This window comes from Streptomyces sp. NPDC058619 (assembly GCF_042717785.1).
Lineage (GTDB): Bacteria > Actinomycetota > Actinomycetes > Streptomycetales > Streptomycetaceae > Streptomyces.
Genome location: NZ_JBHXQN010000006.1, coordinates 62,817 through 87,214 on the forward strand (window position 1 = coordinate 62,817; position 24,398 = coordinate 87,214).

At 71.5% G+C, this 24,398-nt stretch carries 23 protein-coding genes; 14 read left to right on the top strand and 9 right to left on the bottom strand.

Translation table 11 applies throughout. The features are described 5' to 3' along the window. Window position 1 precedes the first annotated feature (1 nt). The 5 genes from ACFWTC_RS08420 to ACFWTC_RS08440 all read right to left on the bottom strand — a co-directional run bounded on the left by ACFWTC_RS08420 (window position 2) and on the right by ACFWTC_RS08440 (window position 5,849). A complete protein-coding gene (locus ACFWTC_RS08420) occupies window positions 2-808 on the bottom strand; it encodes an ABC transporter permease (protein ID WP_383919247.1) in 807 nt (268 codons plus the stop codon). Beyond that, on the bottom strand, window positions 808-1,737 hold the full coding sequence (locus tag ACFWTC_RS08425) for an ABC transporter permease (RefSeq protein WP_383919250.1): 930 nt from the start codon (window positions 1,735-1,737) through the stop codon (window positions 808-810). Before ACFWTC_RS08425 ends, ACFWTC_RS08420 begins: the two co-directional genes overlap by 1 nt. Further along, window positions 1,734-2,882, bottom strand: coding sequence for an ABC transporter ATP-binding protein (locus ACFWTC_RS08430; protein WP_383919253.1), 1,149 nt, complete (start codon window positions 2,880-2,882; stop codon window positions 1,734-1,736). The genes ACFWTC_RS08425 and ACFWTC_RS08430 overlap by 4 nt, the downstream gene beginning before the upstream one ends. Before the next feature lie 149 nt (window positions 2,883-3,031). Further along, a complete protein-coding gene (locus tag ACFWTC_RS08435; RefSeq protein ID WP_383919256.1) occupies window positions 3,032-4,282 on the bottom strand; it encodes a spermidine/putrescine ABC transporter substrate-binding protein in 1,251 nt (416 codons plus the stop codon). 52 nt (window positions 4,283-4,334) lie between these two features. Continuing rightward, window positions 4,335-5,849 (bottom strand): gamma-aminobutyraldehyde dehydrogenase, encoded by a 1,515-nt coding sequence (locus ACFWTC_RS08440; protein ID WP_383919323.1) that lies wholly within the window; start codon window positions 5,847-5,849, stop codon window positions 4,335-4,337. Window positions 5,850-6,043: 194 nt separating this feature from the next. On the opposite strand from ACFWTC_RS08440, the gene ACFWTC_RS08445 reads away from it, so the two are divergent. The 3 genes from ACFWTC_RS08445 to ACFWTC_RS08455 all read left to right on the top strand — a co-directional run bounded on the left by ACFWTC_RS08445 (window position 6,044) and on the right by ACFWTC_RS08455 (window position 9,175). Beyond that, window positions 6,044-6,598 (top strand): NADAR family protein, encoded by a 555-nt coding sequence (locus tag ACFWTC_RS08445; RefSeq protein WP_383919259.1) that lies wholly within the window; start codon window positions 6,044-6,046, stop codon window positions 6,596-6,598. Further along, window positions 6,595-7,089 (top strand): NUDIX domain-containing protein, encoded by a 495-nt coding sequence (locus ACFWTC_RS08450; protein ID WP_384027296.1) that lies wholly within the window; start codon window positions 6,595-6,597, stop codon window positions 7,087-7,089. The genes ACFWTC_RS08445 and ACFWTC_RS08450 overlap by 4 nt, the downstream gene beginning before the upstream one ends. 484 nt (window positions 7,090-7,573) lie before the next feature. Continuing rightward, on the top strand, window positions 7,574-9,175 hold the full coding sequence (locus ACFWTC_RS08455; RefSeq protein WP_384027298.1) for a TROVE domain-containing protein: 1,602 nt from the start codon (window positions 7,574-7,576) through the stop codon (window positions 9,173-9,175). 72 nt (window positions 9,176-9,247) lie between these two features. Here the strand turns inward: ACFWTC_RS08455 and ACFWTC_RS08460 are convergent, their stop codons facing one another. Then, on the bottom strand, window positions 9,248-9,970 hold the full coding sequence (locus tag ACFWTC_RS08460; RefSeq protein WP_383919268.1) for a DUF4190 domain-containing protein: 723 nt from the start codon (window positions 9,968-9,970) through the stop codon (window positions 9,248-9,250). Window positions 9,971-10,080: 110 nt separating this feature from the next. Here ACFWTC_RS08460 and ACFWTC_RS08465 point away from each other — a divergent pair, with 110 nt between their 5' ends. The 5 genes from ACFWTC_RS08465 to ACFWTC_RS08485 all read left to right on the top strand — a co-directional run bounded on the left by ACFWTC_RS08465 (window position 10,081) and on the right by ACFWTC_RS08485 (window position 14,854). After that, window positions 10,081-11,106, top strand: a complete 1,026-nt coding sequence (locus ACFWTC_RS08465; protein WP_383919271.1) for an adenosine deaminase — start codon at window positions 10,081-10,083, stop codon at window positions 11,104-11,106. A gap of 21 nt (window positions 11,107-11,127) precedes the next feature. Continuing rightward, a complete protein-coding gene (locus ACFWTC_RS08470) occupies window positions 11,128-11,817 on the top strand; it encodes a glycerophosphodiester phosphodiesterase (RefSeq protein WP_383919274.1) in 690 nt (229 codons plus the stop codon). Next, window positions 11,814-12,779, top strand: a complete 966-nt coding sequence (locus tag ACFWTC_RS08475; protein WP_383919277.1) for a sensor histidine kinase — start codon at window positions 11,814-11,816, stop codon at window positions 12,777-12,779. The genes ACFWTC_RS08470 and ACFWTC_RS08475 overlap by 4 nt, the downstream gene beginning before the upstream one ends. Beyond that, window positions 12,776-13,501: a response regulator gene (locus ACFWTC_RS08480; protein WP_384027300.1), complete on the top strand. Its 726-nt coding sequence runs from the start codon at window positions 12,776-12,778 to the stop codon at window positions 13,499-13,501. Before ACFWTC_RS08475 ends, ACFWTC_RS08480 begins: the two co-directional genes overlap by 4 nt. A gap of 147 nt (window positions 13,502-13,648) precedes the next feature. Beyond that, the gene (locus ACFWTC_RS08485) at window positions 13,649-14,854 is read left to right on the top strand and encodes a serine hydrolase domain-containing protein (protein WP_384027302.1); all 1,206 of its coding nucleotides are present in this window, start codon (window positions 13,649-13,651) and stop codon (window positions 14,852-14,854) included. A gap of 54 nt (window positions 14,855-14,908) precedes the next feature. Here the strand turns inward: ACFWTC_RS08485 and ACFWTC_RS08490 are convergent, their stop codons facing one another. From ACFWTC_RS08490 to ACFWTC_RS08500, 3 genes are all read right to left on the bottom strand, one after another. Further along, window positions 14,909-15,376, bottom strand: a complete 468-nt coding sequence (locus tag ACFWTC_RS08490) for a hypothetical protein (protein WP_383919286.1) — start codon at window positions 15,374-15,376, stop codon at window positions 14,909-14,911. Window positions 15,377-15,452: 76 nt separating this feature from the next. Then, window positions 15,453-16,631 carry a PotD/PotF family extracellular solute-binding protein gene (locus tag ACFWTC_RS08495; protein ID WP_384027304.1) on the bottom strand — a complete coding sequence of 393 codons (1,179 nt, stop codon included), beginning with the start codon at window positions 16,629-16,631 and terminating at the stop codon, window positions 15,453-15,455. 92 nt (window positions 16,632-16,723) lie between these two features. Next, window positions 16,724-18,163: a gamma-aminobutyraldehyde dehydrogenase gene (locus tag ACFWTC_RS08500; protein WP_383919292.1), complete on the bottom strand. Its 1,440-nt coding sequence runs from the start codon at window positions 18,161-18,163 to the stop codon at window positions 16,724-16,726. 169 nt (window positions 18,164-18,332) lie between these two features. Between ACFWTC_RS08500 and ACFWTC_RS08505 the strand changes: the two genes are divergently transcribed. The 6 genes from ACFWTC_RS08505 (at window position 18,333) to ACFWTC_RS08530 (ending at window position 24,354) form a co-directional block, all read left to right on the top strand. Then, window positions 18,333-18,836 carry an Lrp/AsnC family transcriptional regulator gene (locus tag ACFWTC_RS08505; protein ID WP_267717555.1) on the top strand — a complete coding sequence of 168 codons (504 nt, stop codon included), beginning with the start codon at window positions 18,333-18,335 and terminating at the stop codon, window positions 18,834-18,836. Further along, complete coding sequence (locus ACFWTC_RS08510) at window positions 18,821-20,200, top strand: aspartate aminotransferase family protein (protein ID WP_267717557.1); 1,380 nt, start codon at window positions 18,821-18,823, stop codon at window positions 20,198-20,200. Before ACFWTC_RS08505 ends, ACFWTC_RS08510 begins: the two co-directional genes overlap by 16 nt. A gap of 202 nt (window positions 20,201-20,402) precedes the next feature. Next, complete coding sequence (locus tag ACFWTC_RS08515; RefSeq protein WP_384027306.1) at window positions 20,403-21,194, top strand: ABC transporter ATP-binding protein; 792 nt, start codon at window positions 20,403-20,405, stop codon at window positions 21,192-21,194. Next, a complete protein-coding gene (locus tag ACFWTC_RS08520) occupies window positions 21,176-22,249 on the top strand; it encodes a hypothetical protein (protein WP_383919298.1) in 1,074 nt (357 codons plus the stop codon). The genes ACFWTC_RS08515 and ACFWTC_RS08520 overlap by 19 nt, the downstream gene beginning before the upstream one ends. A 26-nt stretch (window positions 22,250-22,275) precedes the next feature. Beyond that, window positions 22,276-23,367 carry an LOG family protein gene (locus tag ACFWTC_RS08525; protein ID WP_383919301.1) on the top strand — a complete coding sequence of 364 codons (1,092 nt, stop codon included), beginning with the start codon at window positions 22,276-22,278 and terminating at the stop codon, window positions 23,365-23,367. Window positions 23,368-23,448: 81 nt separating this feature from the next. Further along, the gene (locus ACFWTC_RS08530; RefSeq protein WP_383919305.1) at window positions 23,449-24,354 is read left to right on the top strand and encodes a hypothetical protein; all 906 of its coding nucleotides are present in this window, start codon (window positions 23,449-23,451) and stop codon (window positions 24,352-24,354) included. Window positions 24,355-24,398: the final 44 nt, after the last annotated feature.

The window sequence follows — 24,398 nt, forward strand, 5'->3', positions numbered from 1 at the left end:
CTTACTTGGGCTGTGCCTTCTTGCGGCGGTTGCCGACCATCTGGCCGGCGAGGACCACCAGCACCGCGATGACGAACATCGCCGTGCCGATGACGTTGATCTGGACAGGCGTACCGCGCTGGGCCGATCCCCACACGAACATGGGGAAGGTGACGGTGTTGCCCGAGTTGAAGTTGGTGATGATGAAGTCGTCGAACGAGAGCGCGAAGGAGAGCAGCGCTCCCGCCGCGATGCCGGGGGCGGCGATCGGCAGGGTGACCCGTACGAAGGTCTGCACCGGCCCCGCGTAGAGGTCGCGGGCGGCCTCCTCCAGCCGGGGGTCCATCGACAGGACGCGCGCCTTGACGGCGGCGACGACGAAGCTGAGGCAGAACATGATGTGGGCGATGAGGATCGTCCAGAAGCCCAGCTGGATGCCCATGTTGAGGAAGAGCGCCAGCAGCGAGGCCGCCATCACGATCTCGGGCATGGCCATGGGCATGAAGATCAGCGAGTTCACCGCGCCGCGCCCCCGGAACCGGTAGCGGACCATCGCGAAGGCTATGGCGGTACCGAGCGCGGTGGCGGCCAGCGTGGCCCACAGGGCGATCTGGAGGGACAGCGAGAGCGAGCCGCACAGGTCGGCGACCCCGCAGGGGTCCTTCCAGGCGTCGAGGGAGAACTCCTGCCAGGCGTAGTTGAACCGTCCGGTGGGGTTGTTGAAGGAGAAGACGGTGACGACGACGTTCGGCAGGATCATGTAGGCGAGCGTGGCGAGGCCCGCGATGACGACCATATTGCGCCGGAGCCACGTGATGGGAGTGCGCATCAGACCAGGTCCTCCGTCCCCGCTCGGCGGATGTAGATGGTGACCATGATCAACACGATGGCCATGAGGATGAAGGACAGCGCGGCCGCCGTCGGGTAGTCGAGGATCCGCAGGTATTGCGACTGGATGACGTTGCCGATCATCCGGGTGTCCGTGGAGCCGAGGAGCTCGGCGTTGACGTAGTCGCCGCTCGCCGGGATGAACGTGAGCAGGGTCCCGGAGACCACGCCCGGCATGGAGAGCGGGAAGGTGACCTTCCGGAAGACCGTGGCGGGGCGGGCGTACAGGTCGCCGGCCGCCTCGTGGAGGCGGGTGTCGATGCGCTCCAGCGAGGAGTACAGCGGCAGGATCATGAACGGCAGGAAGTTGTACGTCAGACCGCAGACCACCGCGAGCGGCGTGGCCAGCACCCGGTCGCCCTGGGTCATGCCCAGCCAGCTGGTGACGTCGAGGAAGCCGATGTCGTTGAGGACGCCGACCACCGGGCCGCCGTCGGCGAGGATCGTCTTCCAGGCCAGGGTGCGGATCAGGAAGCTGGTGAAGAACGGGGCGATGACCAGCACCAGCAGCAGGTTGCGCCAGCGGCCGGCCTTGAAGGCGATCAGGTAGGCCAGCGGGTACCCGAGCATCAGGCACAGCACGGTGGCGGTGCCCGCGTAGAGCAGGGAGCGCAGGAACTGCGGGTAGTACTCGGTGAAGGCGTCCCAGTAGGTCTGGAAGTGCCAGGTGACCTGGAAGCCCTCTTCGAGGGAGCCGGTCTGCACCGAGGTGGAGGCCTGGTAGACCATCGGCAGCACGAAGAACACGAGCAGCCACAGGATGCCGGGGAGCAGCAGCCAGTACGGGATCAGCCGCTTGCGCAGCGACGCCCGGTGCACCGGGGGCTCGGTTTCGGCGGGCGCCTGGGGCGGCGCCGCGGTGGCGGTCACGCGCCCTCCTCCACCGTCTCGATGCCCGCGTCGATGGCCTGGGCGGCGTCGAGGCCGAAGGTGTGCTCCGGGTTCCAGTGCAGGATCACCTCGGCGCCCGGGACCAGGCGGGCGTCCCGCTCGACGTTCTGCGCGTACACCTCCAGCTCGGGGCAGACCCGGCTGTCGATGACGTACTGGGTGGAGACGCCGATGAAGGAGGAGGCGGCGATCCGGCCGGGGACCTTGTTGCGGCCCGCCGCGATGGTGTGCTCCTCGTCGGCGTGGACCAGGGTGATCTTCTCCGGGCGCACCCCGACGAGCAGCTTGCCGCCCGCGGAGGGCGTGGTCGAACATCGGGACGCGGGCAGCCGGAGCGTCGCGCCCGAGGCGGTGACGACGACCTCGGAGCCGGCGGACTCCACCGAGGCCTCGATGAGGTTGGAGGTGCCGAGGAAGTTCGCGACGAAGGTGGTGCCGGGGTTCTCGTACAGCTCGGCGGGGGCGCCCAGCTGCTCGACGCGGCCGCCGTTCATCACGGCGACCGTGTCGGCCATGGTCATGGCCTCCTCCTGGTCGTGCGTGACGTGCACGAAGGTGATGCCCACCTCGGTCTGGATGCGCTTGAGCTCCAGCTGCATCTGGCGGCGCAGCTTGAGGTCGAGGGCGCCCAGCGGCTCGTCGAGGAGGAGCACCTGGGGGTGGTTGATCAGGGCGCGGGCCACGGCGACGCGCTGCTGCTGGCCGCCGGAGAGCTGGTGCGGCTTGCGCTGGGCGAACTGGCCGAGCTGCACCAGCTCCAGCATGTCGTCGACCTGCTTCTTGACCGACTTGATGCCGCGGCGGCGCAGCCCGAACGCGACGTTCTCGTAGATGTTCAGGTGCGGGAAGAGGGCGTAGCTCTGGAAGACCGTGTTGACCGGGCGCTTGTACGGCGGCAGGTCGGTGACCTCGCGGTCGCCGAGGTGGACCGTGCCGGTGGAGGGCTCCTCCAGGCCGGCGATCATGCGCAGGGTGGTGGTCTTCCCGCAGCCCGAGGCGCCGAGCAGGGCGAAGAAGGAGCCCTGGGGGATGGTGAGGTCCAGCGGGTGCACGGCGGTGAAGGTGCCGTAGTGCTTGCTGATCCCGGCGAGGCGGACGTCGCCGCCCGCGGTCTTGTCAGTCATGGGTGGGTCCCGGGGTTGGGTGCGGAAGATGTCGGGGGCTCGGCGGAGCCGGCCGGGATGCGCCGTCCACCGGGCTCGCCCGGTGGGCTGCGCCCCGGTCCTCCGGGGCTCGCGGCCGGCGCCGGGCGCGGGTGCGCCCGGCGCGGGCGCTAGGCGCCGATGAGCTTGGCGAACTTCTCTTCGTACGCCGTCTCTTCCTCGCTGGTGAGGGAGCGGAAGGCGTGGGACTTGGCGGTCATGGCCTTGTCCGGGACGATCAGGGTGTTGTCCGCGAGGTCGGGGTCGATCTTGGCCAGCTCGTCCTTGACGCCCTCGACCGGGCAGACGTAGCTGATGTACGCGGCCAACTGCGCGGCGACCGGGAGCTCGTAGTAGTAGTCGATGAGCTTCTCCGCGTTGGCCTTGTGGCCGGCCTTCGCGGGGACCAGCAGGTTGTCGCTGGAGGTGATGTAGCCGGCTGCCGGGATCGCGTACTTGATGTCCGGGTTGCCGGCCTGGAGCTGGATGACGTCGCCCGCCCAGGCGAGGCAGGCGGCGAGGTCGCCCTTGTCGAGGTCGGCCGTGTAGTCGTTGCCCGTGAAGCGGCGGATCTGGTTCTTGTCCACGCCCTTCTGGAGCCGGCCGACGGCCCCGTCGAAATCGGCCGTGGTGAAGTTCGACGGGTCCTTGCCCTGGTCGAGCAAGGTCATGCCGACGCTGTCGCGCATCTCGGTGAGGAAGCCGACCCGGCCCTTGAGGGTGGGGTCGTCGAGGAGCTGGGTGACGGAGTCGACCGTCCTGCCGCCGGTGGCCTTGGAGTTGTAGGCGATGACGGTGGAGATGCCGGTCCAGGGGTAGCTGTACGCGCGCCCCGGGTCCCAGTCGGGGCTGCGGAACTGCGGGGAGAGGTTGGCGAAGGCGTGCGGGAGGCGGGAGGCGTCCAGCTTCTGCGCCCAGCCGAGGCGGATGATGCGGGCCGCGAGCCAGTCGGTGACGACGATCAGGTCGCGGCCGGTGTCCTGGCCGGCCGCGAGCTGCGGGCGGATCTTCCCGAAGAACTCGACGTTGTCGTTGATGTCCTCGGTGTACTTGACCTTGATCCCGGTCCGCTTGGTGAACTCCTCCAGGGTGGGCCGGGACTTCTCGTCGTCGCTGGTGTCCATGTACTCGGTCCAGTTGGAGAAGGTGATCTCCTTCTCCTGGTCCGAGCGGTCGTCGGAGGCCGCCGCCGCGGCGCCCTCCCGCTTGGCGGGCGGGATGCCGCAGCCTGCGAGGGCGGACAGGCCCCCGAGGGTGAGCGCTCCTACTCCGGACGCGCGCAGCAGCGAGCGGCGGGTGAGGGCCCCGCGGCCACTGTCAAGGCTGCGCCGCATCGCGGCGAGTTGCGCCGCCGAGAGGCGGTCGGGCTCGAACTGCTCCATGCGCGTTGCCCTTTCGGGATGTATACGTCGCCGCTGGTCCGGCGGCTGGCTGCTATCGGTCCCCGAAAATCGTGCGGTGCCAGTCCTTCGCGGCGACCGCGGTGTTGTCGTACATCACGTGCTTGACCTGCGTGTACTCCTCGAAGGAGTAGGCGCTCATGTCCTTTCCGAAGCCGCTCGCCTTGTAGCCGCCGTGGGGCATCTCGCTGATGATCGGAATGTGGTCGTTCACCCAGACGCAGCCCGCCTTGATCTCGCGGGTGGCGCGGTTCGCCCGGTAGACGTCGCGGCTCCAGGCGGAGGCGGCGAGCCCGTACGGGGTGTCGTTGGCCAGCGCGATGCCCTCGTCGTCGGTGTCGAAGGGCAGGACGACGAGGACCGGGCCGAAGATCTCGGACTGGACGACCTCGCTGTCCTGGGCCGCGCCGGAGATGAGGGTGGGCCGGTAGTACGCGCCTTCGGCGAGCTCGCCGCCCGGGACCTCGCCGCCGGTGACGACGGTGGCGTAGGACCGGGCGCGCTCGACGAAGCCTGCGACGCGGTCGCGCTGGGCGTGCGAGACGAGCGGACCGAGGTCGGTGGTGGCCGCGAAGGGGTCGCCGAGGCGGACGGTCTCCATCAGCTCGGCGACGCGGGCGACGAAGGCGTCGTGGAGGGGGCGTTGGACGTAGGCGCGGGTGGCGGCCGTGCAGTCCTGGCCCGTGTTGATCAGGGAGGCGGCGACCGCGCCGTGCGCGGCGGCCTCCACGTCGGCGTCGTCGAAGACGAGGAAGGGGGCCTTGCCGCCGAGCTCCAGGTGGAGCCGCTTGACGGTGGCGGTGGCGATCTCGGCGACCCGCTTGCCCACGGCGGTGGAGCCGGTGAAGGAGGTCATGACCACGTCCGGGTGGCCGACCAGGTGCTCGCCGGCCTCGCGCCCGGCGCCGGTGACGATGTTGACCACTCCGTCGGGCAGGCCCGCGTCCTTGGCGGCCTGCGCGAACATCAGGGAGGTCAGCGGGGTCAGCTCGGCGGGCTTGAGGACGATGGTGTTGCCTGCGGCGATGGCCGGGAGGATCTTCCAGGCGGCCATCTGGAGCGGATAGTTCCAGGGCGCGATGGAGCCGACCACCCCGATGGCCTCGCGGCGTACGTAGGAGGTGTGGTCGCCGGAGTACTCGGCGGCCGCCTGACCCTGGAGGTGGCGCGCGGCCCCGGCGAAGAAGGCGGTGTTGTCGATGGTCCCCGGGACGTCGAACTCGGTCGACAGCTTGATCGGCTTGCCGCACTGCAGGGACTCGGCGTACGCGAAGTCCTCCGCCTGCTCGGCGAGTACGGCGGCCAGCCGGTGCAGCGCGTCCGAGCGCTCGCCGGGGGTGGCGCCTGACCAGGCCGGGAAGGCCCTCTTGGCGGCGGCGACGGCCGCGTCGACGTCCGCCGTGCTCGCGAGTTCGTAGGTGAGGACCTCGTGGCCGGTGGCCGGGTCGACCACGGTGTGTGACCGGCCCGAGGTGCCGGACCTGAGCTGCCCGTCGATGTACTGCGCGCCGCCTGCGAAGCGGTCCTTGACCTGGAAGCGGTTGCCCATCACGCTCTCACGCTCTCCGTAGCTACAGTTCGAGCTACAGCTCGAATTGAGTGCCGATCCTGACAGAGGTGGTGCCCTCGGCCAAGTGATTCCGTTGTTGCCTTTTGATTACGCGACGGAATCGGTCGACCATGTGTCGAGGCACGCCCGAAATCCCGTACGAAGTGTCAGTGGCGACTGTCAGACTCGCGTGCATGGAGATGATCGACGAACTGATCAAGCAGGTCAGCAGCGGTGAACGGGTGAAGTTCCTGCCGTTCTGGGGGCACCGCCCACGCCCCGACGGGACGCTCGGCCCCAGCTGCCTGAGCCAGTGGTGGCCTTCCGAATTCACTGTGGGTGACGTTCGGTATGCCACGGCGGAGCACTGGATGATGGCCGGGAAGGCCCGGCTGTTCGAGGACCCGGAGGCCGAGCGCACCGCCCTCGGGGCGAAGACCCCGGCCGAGGCGAAGAGGGCCGGCCGGCTCGTGCGGGGCTTCGACGACGCGATATGGGAGCGGGAGCGGTTCGCCCTCGTGGTGGAGGGCAGCGTGCACAAGTTCGGCGCCGATCCGGCGCTGCGCTCGTACCTCCTGTCCACCGGGAACCGCGTGCTGGTGGAGGCGAGCCCGATGGACCGGGTCTGGGGCATCGGGCTGGCGGCCGACGACGAGCGCGCCCTGGACCCGGCCCGCTGGCGCGGGCTGAACCTGCTGGGATTCGCGCTGATGGAAGCGCGGGAGCGGCTGCGGCAGAGCGCCGCGTGAGCGGCCGCCGCCGGGTCGCCGCGGTGATCGTCCGGGACGGGTGCGTCCTGATGGTCCGCGAGCGCGGCGAGGGACCCGCCAGCCGGCACGACGGTCCGGAGTACTGGACCCTGCCGGGCGGCGGCCTGGAGGACGGCGAGGACCCGCTGGACGCGGTCCGCCGCGAGGTCGCCGAGGAGACGGGCCTGCGCGCCGTGTCCGTGCGGTACGCCTACGAGGCGCCGTACCCCTCCGGCCGGACCGCCTGCTTCCGCGTGGAGGTGGCACCCGGCGAGCCCGTCCTGGGCGTGGACCCGGATCCGGAGTGCGACTGCCCGCGGATGGTCGGCCTGATCTGGGTCCCGCTGTCCCGCGGCCCGGACGGCGGGAGTGCGGTCGGCGGGGGCGCGGACGGCGGGAGTGCAGTCGGCGCGGGCACGGACGGTGGGGGCACGGTCGGCGCGGGCGACACCGTCATGGTGCCGACGCTGCTGCAGGCGGCGCGGGTCTGAGGTGCGCGGCCCCGGCCCCCGGCCGCGTTAATTGCCTGGCGGACGCCCCGGCCCGGCGCCTACCGTGGTGCTCGTCCAGGTGCGCAGGCGAGACCTACTTCCACTGTTAATGGGGCGGCCGCGGGTTCGAGTCCCGTCACCGGCTTCGGGCCGGTGTAGCTCAGTCGGTAGAGCACCACGTGGTTTCGCCGCACTCGATCTCTGGACACCTGTCTCACGCACCTCCCGGTGCGCGGGCTGCGGCTCCTTCCTTCCAAGAAACCAGGCCGCCGCCGCTTTGATCTCGGGAGGCCGCGCGGGGGGATGCCCGGTGCGCAGGCGACGGCTCCTTCGGATCGATCGGTCGCGGGTTCGAGTCCCGCCCGGCTCAGGCCGGTAGCTCAGTCGGCAGAGCAATTGGCAACGCCGTCTCCGACCTCGGATCTCGGGCATCCCCGCGTCGCGCCTCCCCCGGTACTTCTCTGACGAATTCGGGGGGATTCACATGGCTCGTTTCAACCTGCGCCCGTCCAAGGCGGCTTCCGCCGCGGCCGCCGCGCCCACCTCGCCCGTCCGCTCGACCGGCCGCCGCGCCCGCACCCACGAGGGTGCCCGCGGCCACGAACGCGATCCGCGATCCGAGCTGTTCCTGCTCGCGGTTGCCAACTTCGTGGCGCAGAAGACCTTCTACGAGGGCGGCGGGGAGCGCGACGACCGCTTCGCCGCGCTCGTGCGCCGGCTCGCGGTCGAGGACCCGGAGTGGACGGCGGGCCTGCTGGGCTGGCTCCGCGGGGACGCGAACATGCGGACCGCCTCGCTCGTCGGCGCCGCCGAGTACGTCCGGGCGCGGCTCGACGCGGGCGCCACCGGCGGGCCGTCGAACCGCCAGGTCGTCGACTCCGTCCTGCGGCGCGCGGACGAGCCCGGCGAGCTGCTGGCCTACTGGACGTCGACGTACGGCAGGAACGTGCCCAAGCCCGTCAAGCGCGGCATCGCCGACGCCGTCCGCCGGCTCTACTCCGCCACCTCGCTCCTGAAGTACGACACCGCCTCGCGGGGCTACCGCTTCGGCGACGTCCTGAACGTGGTGCACGCCTCGCCCGACCCGGACAAGCCGTGGCAGGGCGAGCTGTTCCGGCACGCCCTGGACCGGCGCCACCACCCGGAGACCGCTCGGGTGCCGGACGGCAGCCGCACGCTCGTCGCCCACCGGGAGCTGATGGAGCTGCCGGTCGACGAGCGGCGCGCCGTGGTAACCGGTCCCGACGGCGCGGAGCGGCTCGCCGCGGCGGGCATGACCTGGGAGGCCCTGGCCGGCTGGCTGCAGGGGCCGATGGACGCGGCCGCCTGGGAGGCGGTCATCCCGTCCATGGGCCCGATGGCCCTGCTGCGGAACCTGCGGAACTTCGACCAGGCCGGGGTCTCGGACGCGGTGGCCGCCGGGGTCGCGGAGAGGGTCTGCGCGCCGGAGGCCGTCGCGCGCTCCCGGCAGTTCCCCTTCCGCTACCTGGCCGCCTATCAGCACGCCCCCTCGCTGCGGTGGGCGTACCCGCTGGAACGGGCGCTCGGCCACTCGCTGGCCAACGTCCCGGCCCTGCCCGGCCGGACGCTGGTCCTCGTCGACCGCTCGGGGTCGATGTGGTCCCCGCTGTCGGAGCGCTCGCGGCTCAACCGGGCCGATGCTGCGGCCGTGTTCGGAGCGGCGCTGGCGCTGCGGGCCGCGGAGGCGGACCTGGTGCAGTTCGGCACGTCCAGCCAGGTCGTCGCGTACGACCGCGGCGAGTCCGTGCTGAAGGTGCTGGAGCGGTTCGGCGACCTCGGCGGCACCAACACGGCGCAGGCCGTGAAGAAGCACTACCGGGGACACGACCGGGTCCTGATCGTCACCGACGAGCAGGCCGCCTCCTACCGGTACGGCGGCGACCCGTCGGCCGAGGTGCCGGCCGGGGTCCCGGTGTACACCTGGAACCTGGCGGGCTACCGGGTGGGCCACGCGCCCTCCGGTGCGGCCAACCGGTACGCCTTCGGCGGTCTCACCGACGCGGCCTTCCGCATGGTGTCCCTGATCGAGGGAGGCCGGGACGCCGACTGGCCGTGGCTCGTGTGAGGTTCGTCCGACGCCCGCCTCCGGGACGGTCCGACGGAGGGGGCGCCCCTCGGGGGCGCTCCACCCCGCCGGTCAGACCTTCTCGGAGACCGGGAAGTCCGCGTACGGGCCGTCGTGGTCGCCGTCGGGTATCCCGGCGAGGACCCCGAAGAACAGCACCGTGACGAGGACGGCCACCACGATGCCCGCCGCGCCCGTGATGATGCCGGCCAGCGCCACCCCGCCGTTGTCCGCCTCGCCCCGGGTGGCCTTGCCGCGGCCCAGGACGCCGAAGACGACGGCGGCGATGCCGAGCGGCAGGCCCACGAAGGCCAGGAAGCACCCGAACAGCCCGAGGGCGACGGCAGCGATGCCGAGGACGAGGGCGGTGATGCCGAAGCCGTTGCTCGGCCGCTGCCCGTACGGCGGGTATCCGCCCGGTCCGGAGTGGAACGCGGGGCCGGGGTACCCCGCGTCCCCCGGGTACCCGTAGCCCGGCACGGCGGCCGGGGCGGCGGGGTATCCGTACCCGTACGCCCCTTGGCCGGGCTGGGCGGGATAGCCGTACGCGGGCTGGCCGGACGCGGACCGGCCGGACCCGTCCGGCCCGGATATCACCGTGTCGGCGGTGGGCGGGGCGTCGCCCGGCATCCCGGCGAGCGTCGGGTGGTCGTGCACGGACGGCGGTCCCGACCCTCCCGGCGCGCCCGCCGGACCGGCCGGTCCCGCGGGCGGGCCCTGCGTCTTGCCCAGCTCGACCGCCGGCCGCCCGGGCGACGCCCACGGGTCCGTCGGCTCCTGGCTGTTCCCGGTCATCCGGCACCCCCCTCTCGTACATCCATGCTAGGCGCTGCCACCGACAGTCACCGGGCTGCCTACGATGAACGCCGAACTGCCCGCACCCGCGTCCCACCGGAGGCACCCTCATGACCGACCTGCACCCCTTCATCGCGGGGCTGCCCAAGGCGGAACTCCACGTCCACCATGTCGGCTCGGCATCCCCGCGCATCGTGGCGGAGCTCGCGGCCCGGCACCCCGACTCGAAGGTCCCCACCGACCCCGAGGCCCTCGCCGACTACTTCACGTTCACCGATTTCGGGCACTTCATCGAGGTGTACCTGTCGGTCGTCGACCTGGTCCGCACCCCCGACGACGTACGGACCCTGACCTTCGAGGTCGCCCGTGACATGGCCCGGCAGAACATCCGCTACGCCGAGCTGACCATCACCCCGTACTCCTCCACGCGCCGCGGCATCGACGAGAAGGCCTTCATGGAGGCCATCGAGGACGCCCGCAGGGCGGCCGAGACCGAGCTCGGCGTCATCCTGCGCTGGTGCTTCGACATCCCCGGCGAGGCCGGCCTGGAGGCCGCCGCCGAGACCGCGCGCCTCGCCGTCGACCTGCGCCCCGAGGGCCTGGTCTCCTTCGGCCTCGGCGGCCCCGAGGTCGGCGTCCCGCGCCCGCAGTTCAAGCCGTACTTCGACCGGGCGCGCGCCGCCGGCCTGCACAGCGTCCCGCACGCCGGCGAGACCACCGGCCCGGAAACCGTCTGGGACGCCATCCGCGAGCTGGGCGCCGAGCGCATCGGCCACGGCACCAGCGCCGCACAGGACCCGGAGCTCCTGGCCTACCTCGCCGAGCACCGGATCGCGCTGGAGGTCTGCCCCACGTCGAACATCGCCACCCGCGCGGTGACCGACCTCGACCTCCACCCGGTCAAGGAGATGGTCGCGGCGGGCGTACTCGTCACCATCAACAGCGACGACCCGCCGATGTTCGGCTCCGACCTCAACAACGAGTACGCGGTGGCCGCCCGCCTCCTCGACCTCGACGAGCGCGGTCTCGCGCAGCTCGCGAAGAACGCCGTCGAGGCCTCGTTCCTGGACCCGGCCGGCAAGGCGAAGCTCACCGCGGAGATCGACACGTACACCGACGGCTGGCTCGCGCGCTGAAGTCCCCCTGAGAATGGGGCCATGCGCACCCTGACTGCCGTCGGCCACCGCGGCGATCCCTACCGTGTCCGTGAGAACACCCTTCCGTCGATCCGTTCCGCCTTCGCCCGCGGGGCGGACGCGGTCGAGATCGACGTACGGCTGACCCGCGACGGGGTGCCGGTCCTGCTCCACGACGCGACGCTCCAGCGGTTGTGGGGCCATGACGTACGGCTCGACGCCGTCACGGCCCCGCAGCTCCGGGAGCTCGCAGGGGGCGCGGTCCCGACCCTGCGCGAGGCACTGATGGCGGCGGGCGCGGGCCGGGTGATGATCGACCTGCCCGGCGCCTCCGCGGAAGCGGTACGGAGCGTCGTCGACCTGGTCCGCGCGTGCGGGGCGCGGGACCGGACGTACTACTGCGCGGGGCCGAACAGCATGCTGGCGGTCCGCGCCGCCGACCCGGGCGCGGAGATCGCGCTGACCTGGACCACGCTGTCGCCGCCGAGGCGGGTGCTGACGGACGCGGTGCGTCCGCGCTGGCTCAACTACCGGTTCGGGCTGGTGAGCCGGGAGCTGTGCGACGCGCTGCACCGGGACGGGCTGCTGGTGTCGGCCTGGACGGCGGACACGAAGCGGACGATGCGCTCCCTCGTCGCCGCCGGGGTGGACTCGGTCACCACGAACCGGGTGGACGCGCTGGCGGACGTGCGCGCCGAGTTCGACCGGTGATACGCGGGCTCGCCGGACGCCTGCGGCACGCGGGTCCCCGGTGGCGGGACCTCGGCCTCACCCTGCTCGTGCAGCTGGCCTCCACCATGCCCTTCGTACTGCCCGGGCAGCCCGGTGGATCTCCGAAGAGCTGGCCCGCGTACGCGGTGACCCTGGCCGGTGCGCTGCCGCTGATCTGGCGGCGGCGCGCCCCGGTGACGGTGCTGGCCGCCATCGTCGGCGCCGGGTTCTTCTACAGCCTGGCGATGGACGGTCCGGGCCAGCCCCTCCCGTACGGGCCGCTGATCGCCTTCTACACGGTGGCCGTGCTGTGCCCGCCACGGACCCGGGCGGTGGTCGGCGCGGTGCTCCTGGCCGCCTCGTTCCCGGCGGTGCGCTGGAACACCGGATCGGCGCGGGAGCTGCTCTTCACGCTGTTCATCGGCGGTGCGGCGTACGCGCTGGGACGGCTGCAGTACACCCGGCAGGCGTACACGGCGGCGGTGGAGGACCGGGCGGAGCAGCTGGCGAGGGCGAACCGGATCGAGGCGGAACAGGCGGCGGTTCGCGAGCGGGCCCGGATCGCGCGGGAAATGCACGACATCCTCTCGCACGCGGTCAGCATCATGATCGTGCAGGCGGAGGCCGGGCCGGTGGCGGTGCGCGGGGCGCCGGCGCGGGCGGAGGCCGCCTTCGACGCGATCGCCGAGACGGGGCGCGACGCGATGGCCCAGCTACGGACGATGCTGGGGGTGCTGCGCACGGACGAGGTGGCGCCACGCGCTCCGCAGCCCGGGATCGACGCGCTGCCGGCGCTGTTGGAACGGGTGCGGGGTAGCGGGCCGCGGGTTGCGTACGACCGGACGGGCGCGGTGCGCGAGCTGCCGGCCGCGCTGGAGGCGACGGTGCACCGGGTCGTGCAGGAAGCGCTGACGAACGTGGTGAAGCACGCCGCGGCCTCGGAGGTAGAGGTGCGGAATTGACGATCCGTGTGGTGGTGGCCGACGACCAGGAGCTGGTGCGCAGCGGGTTCGCGATGATCCTGGACGCGCAGCAGGACATCGAGGTCGTGGCGGAGGTGGGGGACGGCGCCGCGGCGGTCGCCGCGGTGGACCGGCTGGCCCCGGACGTGGCGCTGCTGGACATTCGGATGCCGGTGCTGGACGGGATCGAGGCGTGCCGGGCGAGCACGGCGGGCGGCGGCTGCCGGACGGTGATGCTGACGACCTTCGATTCGGACGCGTACGTGTACGAGGCGCTGCACGCGGGGGCGAGCGGTTTCCTGCTGAAGGACGTGCGGCGGGACGACCTGGTGCACGCGGTGCGGGTGGTGGCGGCCGGCGACTCCCTGCTGGCGCCTTCGGTCGCCCGGCGGCTGATCGAGGAGTACACGGCGGCGACGGGGCGTCCGGCGCCGTCACCGGACCGGCTGGAGAAGCTGGAGGTGCTGACGGCGCGGGAGCGCGAGACGCTGCTGCACCTCGGGCGGGGGCTGTCGAACGCGGAGATCGCGGCGGCGCTGGTGGTGAGTGAGCACACGGTGAAGTCGCACGTGGGGAACGTGCTGGCGAAGCTGGGGCTGCGGGACCGGATCCAGGCGGTGATCTGCGCGTACGAGACGGGTCTCATCGCCGCGGGGGCCACGGCTGCGGACGGGGGTCGCTCCGGGGTCTCTCCCTCTGGGGTTTCTCCCTCTGGGGAGTGAGGGGCGGCGTGTCGGCTCCCTCTGGCCGGTGAGTAGTCGTACCGGAGAAGACCCCTCTGCGGGGTGATCCGCGGATACCCCTCTGACCAGGAGCATTGAGGTCATCGGGGCGAGAGCGCCCCGCGGATCTCGCAGGGGGAGCCCACCATGAACGCCCGTACGCGCACACTGCTCGCCGCCGCCCTGGTCCTGGGCGTCGCGTCCGGCCCGGCCGCGGCCCACGCCGCTCCGGCCCCGGCGCGGGCTCCCGCTTCGACGCCCGCCGCCGGCCCCGGGCGGACGGTTGCGACGCCGCCCGACGCGGCGGCGCTGGCGCGGGCGATCGCCGGCCTGGGCCCGGAGCACGGGGACGCCACCGCCGCACTGGTCCGCGTGGGCGGTACGAGCGGGAGCTGGCAGGGCAGTTCCGGGGTCGCGGACGTCCGCACCGGGCGCAAGGCCTTGGAGCAGGGCCGGTTCCGCGCCGGGTCGGTGACCAAGACCTTCACCGCGGCGGTCGTGCTCCAACTGGCCGCCGAGGGCCGGGTGGACCTGGACCGGCCGGTACAGGAGTACCTGCCGGGACTGCTGTCGCCGGCCTTCAAGCCCGTCACCGCACGACAGCTGCTGAACTACACCAGCGGAATCCGCCCGGCCGACGGCCCGGGCGACACCTTCGCCGACGCCTACGCGCACCGGTTCGACCTCGACGATCCCCGTGCTCTGATCGCCAACGCGGTTGCCAAGGGGCCCGCATTCGACCCGGGGACGCGGCAGCACTACCTCAACATCGACTACACGGTCCTGGGGATGCTGATCGAGAAGGTGACGGGGACCTCGTACGAACGGGCCTTGACCAGCCGGATACTCAAGCCGCTCGGCCTGCGCGACACCTCGCTGCCGACCCGTACGCAGATCCGCATACCGGGCCCGCACAACCGCGGCTACCAGGAGGTGCCGAAGGCCGGCGGCGGCACCCGTCTGGTCGACGTGACCGAGTGGGGCTCCTCCCGGGAGTGGGCCGCCGGGGACCTCATATCCACCACGGCCGACCTGGAGCGCTTCACCCTGGCGCTGTTCGGCGGCCGGGTCGTGCCCGCCGCCCAGCTGGAGGAGATGTTCACGGTGCCGGGGGTGACGGACTTCGTCACCGGGGCCGCGGCCGACCAGACGGCCGGCATGAAGCGGTTCGTGCTGCCCGGCGGCACGGTGGCCTGGGGCAAGACGGGCGGCCGCTACGGCTACAACACCGTGATCGGCGGGACCCGGGACCTGTCCCGCACCCTGGTGTACTCGGTGAACTCCACCGATGCCAAGGGCCACGAGATGAACCCGGTGGCCCTCGGCATCGTGATGGCGGCCTTCGCCGGATAGCCGCCAGGCGGGCGGCCGCCCGCGGAGTGGCCGCCCGGCCGGATAGCCGCCGGGTCAGGTGGCCGGCACGGCCTCCAGCCGCTTGATCGCGCGGCGCAGGATCAGCAGGGGGATCACCCCGAAGACGCCGAAGGAGATGTCGATGAGCGACCACAGGAAGGGGATGCCCCGGATGGGGCCGCAGATCAGGGCCAGCGGGACGATGCCGACGCAGGCGATCATGCCGGCCTCGACGATCCAGATGTTGCGGACGGGGTCGCGGTAGACCCCGTAGAAGAAGACGGCGATGACGAGGTGGGCGAAGGCGAGCCAGTCGGTGCCGTAGAGCAGGAAGGGGTACTCGGCGTCGGCCCGCTCCAGTCCGTCACCCACCCGTCGCAACCACACGTTGTCCACCAGGGAGTTCCCGAGGCGGAGCTCGCTGACCAGGGGGAAGGCAGTGAGTCCGCTGATGACGAGACAGACGAGGAACAGCAACAGCCAGGCACGGATACGCCGTTGAAGGGCGCTTCGCTCGCTCATGGAAGGAAGCCTACCCACATTTCTGAACACGTTCAGCCAATTCCCTGAACGTGTTCAGTTCCGCACCTCCGGCCGCTCAGAGCCCGACGATCGCGTTCCAGCGCTTGGCAAGGGAACGGCGCTCGGTGGAGGAGATGTCCCGGGCCACGGCGAGGCGCTCCCGCATCTCGTCGTCGGGGAAGATCAGCGGGTTCTCGGCCAGTGCGGCGGTCTCCTCGTCCCCCGAGCCGGCCAGGACCTCGCGGGCGGCCGGAACCGGGCAGACGTAGTTGACCGAGGCGGCCAGCTCCGCGGCCACTTCCGGGGTGTAGTAGTAGTCGATCAGGGCTTCGGCGTTGACCTTGTGCCGGGCCAGGTTGGGGACGAGCAGGCTCTCCGCCCACAGTTCGCCCCCCTCTTCGGGGACCACGAACTCGATGTCGGGGTTGTCGGCCTGGAGCTGGATGGCGTCGCCGGAGTAGGCCTGGCAGGCCAACACGTCGCCCTTGCTGAGGTCGGAGGTGTAGTCGTTGCCGGTGAACCGGCGGATGTGCCTCTTCTTCACCATGGCCTCCACCTGGTCGCACATCCGGTGGAAGTCGGTCTCGGTCCAGGCGGTGACGTCCACCCCGCTGCCCTGCATCAGCAGGGCGAAGGACTCGTCGAGGCCGGAGAAGAGGGTGACCTTCCCCGCCAGGTCGGGCTGCCACAGGTCCTGGACGGACTTGATCTCCCGGCCCAGGGCCTTGCGGTTGTAGGCGATGCCGGTGATCCCCGACTGCCAGGGGACCGTGTGCAGCCGGCCCTCGTCGAAGGCGGGGGAACGCAACTGCGGGTCGAGGTGCCGGGCCACGTTCGGCTGGGCCGAGCGGTCCATCTTCTGGGCCCAGCCCAGGTGGACGAAGCGGGCGGCCATCCAGTCGCTGACCACGACCAGGTCGTGGCCGGTCTCTTGCCGGTTCATGAGCGCCGGGCTGATCTTGCCGAAGAACTCGTCGTTGTCGTTGATCTCCTCGGTGTACCGGACCTCGATGCCCGACTGCTCCGAGAACGCCTCCAGGGTCGGACGGCGCGTCTCGTCCTCCTCGTCGGTGTCGATGTAGAGCGGCCAGTTGGAGAAGGCCACGCTCTGGTCCCGCTCGGACCGGTCGGGACCCTCCCGCCGGCCCTCCGGCACGTGGGCGGCGGGCACACCGCAGCCGGCGAGGGCGGCCAGCAGACCCGTGGCACCGAGGCCGCGCAGCGCCACGCGGCGGGAGAAGGCGAGTTCAGGCATGGGCACAGCCTCGGGGAACGCGAGGGGGCGGACAATAGACATGGTGTCTACTGCCCGCCCCGTCAACGCTGTGCTGTGACCGATGCGGCCGATCAGCCGTCGAGCGAGGTCATCACGTGCTTGATGCGCGTGTAGTCCTCGAAGCCGTACGCGGAGAGGTCCTTGCCGTAGCCGGACTTCTTGAAGCCGCCGTGCGGCATCTCGGCGACGAGCGGGATGTGGGTGTTGATCCACACGCAGCCGAAGTCGAGGTTCTTGGACATCCGCATCGCGCGGCTGTGGTCCTTGGTCCACACGGAGGAGGCGAGGGCGAACTCGACGCCGTTCGCGTACTCCACGGCCTGGGCCTCGTCGGTGAAGGACTGGACGGTGATGACGGGGCCGAAGACCTCGTGCTGGATGATCTCGTCGTCCTGCTTGAGGCCGGAGACCACGGTCGGGGCGTAGAAGTAGCCCTTCTCGCCGACCTGGTGGCCGCCCGCCTCGACCTTGGCGTGGGCGGGGAGGCGCTCGATGAAGCCCGCGACCTGCTTCAGCTGGTTCGGGTTGTTCAGCGCGCCGTACAGCACGTCCTCGTCGTCCGGCTGGCCGGTCTTGGTGTCGGCGGCGGCCTTGGCCAGCGCGCTCACGAACTCGTCGTGGATCGACTCGTGCACGAGCACGCGACAGGCGGCGGTACAGTCCTGGCCCGCGTTGAAGTAGCCGGCGACCGCGATGTCCTCCACGGCCTTGGCGATGTCGGCGTCCGCGAAGACCACGGCGGGAGCCTTGCCGCCCAGCTCCAGGTGGACGCGCTTGACGTCCTTCGAGGCGCTCTCGGCGACCTGCATGCCCGCGCGCACGGAACCGGTGATGGAGGCCATCGCCGGGGTGCGGTGCTCGACCATGGCCCGGCCGGTCTCACGGTCGCCGCAGACGACGTTGAACACGCCCTTGGGCAGCACGGAGTCGATGATCTCCGCCATCAGGACGGTGGAGGCCGGGGTGGTGTCCGAGGGCTTGAGCACCACGGTGTTGCCCGCGGCGATGGCCGGGGCGAACTTCCACACGGCCATCATCATCGGGTAGTTCCAGGGCGCGACCTGGGCGCAGACGCCGACCGGCTCGCGGCGGATGATCGAGGTCATGCCCTCCATGTACTCGCCGGCCGAGCGGCCTTCGAGCAGGCGGGCGGCGCCGGCGAAGAACCGGATCTGGTCCACCATCGGCGGCAGCTCCTCGCTGGCCGTGAGGCCCAGCGGCTTGCCGGTGTTCTCCGACTCGGCGGCGACGAGCTCGTCCGCGCGCGCCTCGAAGGCGTCCGCGATCTTCAGCAGCGCCTTCTGCCGCTCCGAGGGGGTGGTGTCGCGCCAGCCCGGGAAGGCGGCCGCGGCGGCGGCCATGGCCGCGTCGACGTCGGCCTGGCCCGAGAGCGGGGCGGTGGCGTACGCCTCGCCGGTGGCGGGGTTGACCACCTCGGTGGTCCGCCCGTCGGCGGCGTCCTTGAACTCCCCGCCGATGTAGTTGCGCAGACGACGCAGTTCGGTGGTCACTACAGCCACACTCCTGATCACATGTCCAACGATTGAGACGAATCCCCAGCCTAGCTCCTTGGCGGAGGCTTTCGACAGGCCCGTAGGCCACGAACTACGGAATCAGTGAGATACGCACTCCCAAACAACGGATTTCATCGGTTCCGTCTTGCGGAACAGACGACTCCTCGTGCACAGTGAGGTCGTGGTCAGTCGAAGCGCAGATTCCAGGAACAGACAACCGTCCCCTTCGGTCGATGCTGTGTCCCTGGCGATCATCGAGCAACTGCAGGAGGACGGTCGCCGTCCCTACGCAGCGATCGGCAAGGCCGTCGGCCTGTCGGAGGCGGCTGTGCGCCAGCGCGTGCAGAAGCTGCTCGACCAGGGCGTCATGCAGATCGTCGCCGTCACCGACCCGCTCACCGTGGGGCTCCGGCGCCAGGCGATGGTCGGGATCAACGTCGAGGGAGACCTCGACCCCGTGGCCGACGCCCTGGCGGCGATGGCCGAGTGCGAATACGTGGTGATGACCGCGGGATCGTTCGACCTGATGGTGGAGATCGTCTGCGAGGACGACGACCACCTGCTCGAGACGATCAACAAGAAGATCCGCGCGCTCCCCGGCGTGCGATCAACCGAAAGCTTCGTTTACCTGAAGCTGAAGAAGCAGACCTACATGTGGGGAACCCGATAACCGTGAGCCAGGACCTCTCCAAGACCGCGTACGACCACCTGTGGATGCACTTCACCCGCATGTCGTCCTACGAGAACGCACCCGTCCCCACCATCGTCCGCGGTGAGGGCACGTACATCTGGGACGACAAGGGCAAGCGCTACCTCGACGGTCTCGCCGGACTGTTCGTGGTCAACGCCGGTCACGGCCGCAAGGAACTGGCCGAGGTCGCCTACAAGCAGGCCCAGGAACTCGCGTTCTTCCCCATCTGGTCGTACGCGCACCCCAAGGCCGTGGAGCTCGCCGAGCGCCTCGCGCACTACGCCCCGGGCGACCTGAACAAGGTCTTCTTCACCACCGGTGGCGGCGAGGCCGTGGAGACCGCGTGGAAGCTCGCGAAGCAGTACTTCAAGCTTCAGGGCAAGCACACCAAGTACAAGGTCATCTCGCGTGCGGTCGCCTACCACGGCACCCCGCAGGGCGCCCTGTCCATCACGGGCCTGCCGGCCCTGAAGGCCCCCTTCGAGCCGCTGGTCCCCGGCGCGCACAAGGTGGTCAACACCAACATCTACCGCGCCCCGATCTACGGCGACGACCCCGAGGCCTACGGCCGCTGGTGCGCCGACCAGATCGAGCAGGAGATCCTCTTCGAGGGCGCCGACACCGTCGCCGCCGTCTTCCTGGAGCCGGTACAGAACGCCGGCGGCTGCTTCCCGCCGCCGCCCGGGTACTTCCAGCGGGTCCGTGAGATCTGCGACGAGTACGACGTGCTGCTCGTCTCCGACGAGACGATCTGCGCCTTCGGCCGCCTCGGCACCATGTTCGCCTGCGACAAGTTCGACTACGTCCCGGACATGATCACCTGCGCCAAGGGCATGACCTCGGGCTACTCCCCGATCGGCGCCTGCATCATCTCGGACCGCCTCGCGGAGCCGTTCTACAAGGGCGACAACACCTTCCTGCACGGCTACACCTTCGGCGGCCACCCGGTCTCCTCGGCGGTCGCGCTGGCCAACCTCGACATCTTCGACAAGGAAGGCCTCAACCAGCACGTGCTGGACAACGAGGACGCCTTCTTCTCGACGCTGAAGAAGCTGCACGACCTGCCGATCGTCGGCGACGTCCGCGGAAACGGCTACTTCTACGGCATCGAGCTCGTCAAGGACAAGAGCACCAAGGAGTCCTTCACGGACGAGGAGACGGAGCGCGTGCTCTACGGCTTCCTCTCCAAGGCGCTCTTCGAGAACGGCCTGTACTGCCGGGCCGACGACCGCGGCGACCCGGTCATCCAGCTGGCCCCGCCGCTGATCGCGGACCAGGGCACCTTCGACGAGATCGAAGGCATCCTGCGCTCGGTGCTCACCGAGGCCTGGACCAAGCTCTAAAAACGTCCGGCACACGGCCCGGATCCCTCCGTTCGAGTGAGAACGAAGGGGTCCGGGCCGTGTGCTGTCCGCCGACAAGACGTTCATCTCTTTACATCTCTTTACGGCGCCAGTGACCGACCGGCCTCCGACTTCGTTCCCCCGTCCGGGGGAGCCGGGCCGGTCCAGTCCCGATCCGCAGTCGAACGAAGAGGTGTACGCCATGGTGGCCCCACCGGACAACGATGTGCTCTGGGCACGCTCCCTGCACTACTCCCACAGCGGCTCCCCCGGCCTCATCGGCGTCTCCATCGGAGTCGGCCAGGGCGAGATCCTGGCCGTGACCGGCCCCCGCGGCAGCGGGAAGACCACGCTGCTGCGCTGCCTCTCCGGGCAGCTTCCGCCCGAGCAGGGCGAGGTCTGGTTCAACAGCGTCCCCGTGCACACCCTGGGCGACGCGGCCCGCGAGCGGCTGCGCCGCGACCGGTTCGGCTGGATCGGGCCGGAGCCCGAACTGCTGCCCGAGCTGAAGGTCTGGGAGAACGCGGCCCTGCCGCTGCTGCTCGCCGGAGCCTCCCACCGCACCGCCAAGCACGCCGCCTGCGCCTGGCTGGAGCGCCTCGACATCGGGGCCTTCGCCCGCAAGCGGCCCTGCGCCCTCACCCGGGCCGAGTGTCAGCGCGTCGCCCTGGCCCGGGCCCTGGTCAACCAGCCCGCGGTGCTGTTCGCCGACGAGCCGACCGCCCCGCTGCACCGTGCCGAGCGGACCCTGCTGCTCCGTACGCTGACCACCGCCGCCCGGTCCCACGAGATCACCGTGCTGCTGGCCACCCACGACGAGGAGACCGCGGCCGCCGCCGACCGCCGCGTGGCCCTCCTCGACGGCCGGTCCGCCGCGGCCGCCGAGGCGGCCGACGCCGCCGCCCGGGCCACCGCGGCGGCCGCTCCCGACTCCCCCGGCTCCCCCGCCGCCGACACCACGGAGGACCAGGCCGCGTGCTCGCTCTCCGCCTAGCCCGTGGCTCCCGGCCGCTCGTCCAGCTGCGCCGGCTGCTCGTCGCCGCCGCCGCGGCCTGCACCGGGTTCCTGCTGCTGTACGTGCTCGCCGAGGCCCTGGTACGGCCCGCCGGATCGTTCCCCCGGCTGCTGTGGGCCCTGATCCCGCTGGCCGCCACCGCCCAGTTCGCCGTCGCCGTGGCCCGTACCGACCCGGCGACCCGGCCCCGGCAGGGGCTGGACGCCGCCGGGCTGGGGCCCGTACGGCTCACCCTGGTCGCGACCATCTCCACCGCCGTCTCGTGCACCCTGGGCAGCGCCCTCGCCCTGGCCGTCTTCCTCCACCTGCGCGGGGACCTGGCCGGGCTGCCCTTCGACGGCGCCGGGGCCCGGCTGCTCCACGCGGGCCAGCCGCTGCCCGTCGCCGCCGCCCTGACCCTGCTGGCCCTGGTGCCGCTGGCCGCCTCGGCCGCGACCGCCGTCCTGCTGCGCCCGCACACCCCGCTCGCCCCGCAGACCGGGCTGCCCTGGGGCATCACCCTCACCGCGTGCGGGCTCGCCACCCAGGCGTACGCGGGCCGCGGCGGCCCCGGGATGCTGGCGGGCTGGTCGCTGACCGCGGTGGGGCTCGCCCTCGCGGGGCCCGGTCTGGCCTACGCCTGCGGAACGCTGGTGCAGGCCGTGCGCCCGGGCGCGCTGCGGCTGCTGGCCGGACGGGCGCTCCAGCAGGAGGCCCCCCGGCTCGGGCCGCCCCTGGGCGTGCTGTGCGCGGTCGGGGCGGGCGCCCTCACGGCGCTGGCCCTGCGCGACCGCGGCGGGCTGCTGGTCCCGCTCGGCCCGCTGACCGGACCGGCCGCGGCCCTGGTCGCCCTGTGCGCCACCGCGACCCTTCTCACATCGGCGGTGGAGGCCCGCCAGTCCCGCAGCGCCGGCCGCGAGGCGCTGCTCGGCCTCGGCGCTCCGGCCAAGGTCCTGCGTACGGCGGCGAGTTTGCGGGCCACGGCCCTGGTCGCCGTCTGCCTCCCGCTCAGCTGGGGTGTGGCGCAGCTGACGTCGATGGCCTTGACCCGCTGACGTGGGCAGCCCTTAGTGTGGGCCGAATGGTCAACGCAGACATCGAGATCGAGACGCTCGACGAATTCGACCGGGTCGCCGCCCGGGGCTCGCTGAGCGGCTACCGGATCCAGTCCGTCAACCTGCTGGAGCGGACGTTCGTCCTGCTGGCCGCCGACACCTCGGCGGCCGTGTTCCTGGGCTGCGCGATGGAGCCCGACGCGTCGGCGAAGGTCCGCGCGGACGGGGCCCTGGTCTACCCGCCCGTCCCGGACCTGCCGTTCAACCCCTACCGGGGCCTGCTCTACACGCCGGACGAGCTGTTCGCCGGTCTGCCCTCCGGCTACGAGGCCACCCCGGACGCCCTGGCGTACGAGTGGTTCCAGGAGACCAAGGCGGACTGCGACGTCTTCTCCTCGGTGCTGCGCTCGATCCACGACGACGCGGTCTCCGACGCCCTCGACGAGCACCTCGCAGGTGCCCGGGTCGTGGGCGTCATGGGCGGCCACGCCATGTCCCGCGGCGGTACGGACTACCGCGGCGCCGCGGAGCTCGGCCGGACGCTGGCCCGGTCCGGCCTCACGGTGGCCACCGGCGGCGGCCCCGGCGCCATGGAGGCCGCGAACCTGGGCGCGTACCTGGCACCGGCGCCGGACGAGGCGCTCCCGGAGGCCCTGGAGATGCTGTCGAAGGCCCCGTCCTTCACCCCGTCGGTGTCCGACTGGGCCGGGGCGGCCTTCGCCGTACGGGACCGCTGGCCCGGCGGCGGCGACTCGGTGGGCATCCCCACCTGGTTCTACGGGCACGAGCCGCCGAACCCGTTCGCCGGGCACATCGCGAAGTACTTCGCGAACGCCACCCGCGAGGACGGGCTGCTGGCCCGGTGCACCGCCGGCGTGGTCTTCCTGCCGGGCGCCGCGGGCACCGTCCAGGAGGTCTTCGACAACGCGACGCCCAACTACTACGCGTCGCGGGGCGAGCCGACCCCGATGGTCCTGGTCGACCGTGCGCACTGGACGGAGCACCTCCCGGTGTGGCCGCTGCTGCGGGCGCTCGCGCGCGGCCGCTCGATGGAGTCCCGGATCGCGCTGGTCGACTCGGTCGACGAGGTCCCGGCGGCGCTCGCGTCAATGCGCTGACGCCCGGAGGCAACTTTCCGGCCCGTTCCGACGTCTGGCAGTGGTACCGCAAAACCTGCCAGACGTGAACGGAGCCTTCGGGTGCTCATAGGCCTGCTGACCGCTGTCGCGGCGTCCATCTGCTACGGCACGGGATCCGTCCTGCAAGCCGTCGGATCGCGCCGCGCCGCCCGGATGTCCCCGGCCTCGGCCGGGGTGACCGCGCACGGCGGACCGAATCTGTCGTCCACCGCGAAGGCCGCGATGACCTGGGAGTTCATCGTCGGCACCATCCTGGACTTCGTGGGCTTCGGGCTGGGCGCGCTGGCGGCCCGGATGCTCCCGCTGTTCCTCTCCCAGACGGTGATCAGCGCCAACCTGGTCGTGACCGCCGTGCTGAGCGTGAAGATGCTCGGTATCCGGCTGACCCGCAAGGAGTGGACCTCGATCGGCGTCGTCTGCGCGGCGCTGGTGCTGCTGGCGACGGCGGCCGGCCACGAGGGCGGCCACCACGCGCCGATGTCCACGCACTGGTGGCTGCTGGGGATCACCCTGGTGCTGATGGTGGGCGGCACCGTCGCCGTGCGCCTCCTCGGCGGCGGGGCCGCGATCCTGGCCGGTCTGCTGTCGGGCCTCGGCTTCGGCGCGCTCGGCGTCGGCGTCCGCATCCTGGACGGTATCGACCCCTTCGACCTGGGCACCCTGCTCTCCGACCCGGCCCTCTACGCCATCCTGGCGGCGGGCTTCGGCGGGATGTACCTGCACACGATCGCCCTGCAGATCGGCTCGGTGAACGGCGCGACCGCCGCCCTGGTCGTCGGCGAGACCGTCCTGCCGGGTGCGATCGGAGTGCTCTGGCTCGGCGACGCGTCCCGGCCCGGCCTGGGCTGGCTGGCCGTCCTCGGCTTCGTCCTGGCGGTGACGGGCGCGGTGGCGGTCGCCTGGTACGGCAAGCACGAGGGTGCCGAGGAGGAGGTCGAGCCCCCGGTCCCGGCGGCGGTCGCGTAGCCGCGGGCCGCCGATCGCTCCCTCACCCGTGCGGCCTCCCCTGG

What these genes read in the sequence shown, in the direction of transcription:
- ACFWTC_RS08485 (WP_384027302.1), top strand. Translation starts at nt 13,649, where the DNA reads ATGAACGCCCGTACGCGCACACTGCTCGCCGCCGCCCTGGTCCTGGGC.
- ACFWTC_RS08525 (WP_383919301.1), top strand. Translation starts at nt 22,276, where the DNA reads ATGGTCAACGCAGACATCGAGATCGAGACGCTCGACGAATTCGACCGG.
- ACFWTC_RS08455 (WP_384027298.1), top strand. Translation starts at nt 7,574, where the DNA reads ATGGCTCGTTTCAACCTGCGCCCGTCCAAGGCGGCTTCCGCCGCGGCC.
- ACFWTC_RS08430 (WP_383919253.1), bottom strand. Translation starts at nt 2,882, where the DNA reads ATGACTGACAAGACCGCGGGCGGCGACGTCCGCCTCGCCGGGATCAGC.
- ACFWTC_RS08440 (WP_383919323.1), bottom strand. Translation starts at nt 5,849, where the DNA reads ATGGGCAACCGCTTCCAGGTCAAGGACCGCTTCGCAGGCGGCGCGCAG.
- ACFWTC_RS08445 (WP_383919259.1), top strand. Translation starts at nt 6,044, where the DNA reads ATGGAGATGATCGACGAACTGATCAAGCAGGTCAGCAGCGGTGAACGG.
- ACFWTC_RS08435 (WP_383919256.1), bottom strand. Translation starts at nt 4,282, where the DNA reads ATGGAGCAGTTCGAGCCCGACCGCCTCTCGGCGGCGCAACTCGCCGCG.
- ACFWTC_RS08420 (WP_383919247.1), bottom strand. Translation starts at nt 808, where the DNA reads ATGCGCACTCCCATCACGTGGCTCCGGCGCAATATGGTCGTCATCGCG.
- ACFWTC_RS08470 (WP_383919274.1), top strand. Translation starts at nt 11,128, where the DNA reads ATGCGCACCCTGACTGCCGTCGGCCACCGCGGCGATCCCTACCGTGTC.
- ACFWTC_RS08465 (WP_383919271.1), top strand. Translation starts at nt 10,081, where the DNA reads ATGACCGACCTGCACCCCTTCATCGCGGGGCTGCCCAAGGCGGAACTC.
- ACFWTC_RS08495 (WP_384027304.1), bottom strand. Translation starts at nt 16,631, where the DNA reads ATGCCTGAACTCGCCTTCTCCCGCCGCGTGGCGCTGCGCGGCCTCGGT.
- ACFWTC_RS08460 (WP_383919268.1), bottom strand. Translation starts at nt 9,970, where the DNA reads ATGACCGGGAACAGCCAGGAGCCGACGGACCCGTGGGCGTCGCCCGGG.
- ACFWTC_RS08490 (WP_383919286.1), bottom strand. Translation starts at nt 15,376, where the DNA reads ATGAGCGAGCGAAGCGCCCTTCAACGGCGTATCCGTGCCTGGCTGTTG.
- ACFWTC_RS08515 (WP_384027306.1), top strand. Translation starts at nt 20,403, where the DNA reads ATGGTGGCCCCACCGGACAACGATGTGCTCTGGGCACGCTCCCTGCAC.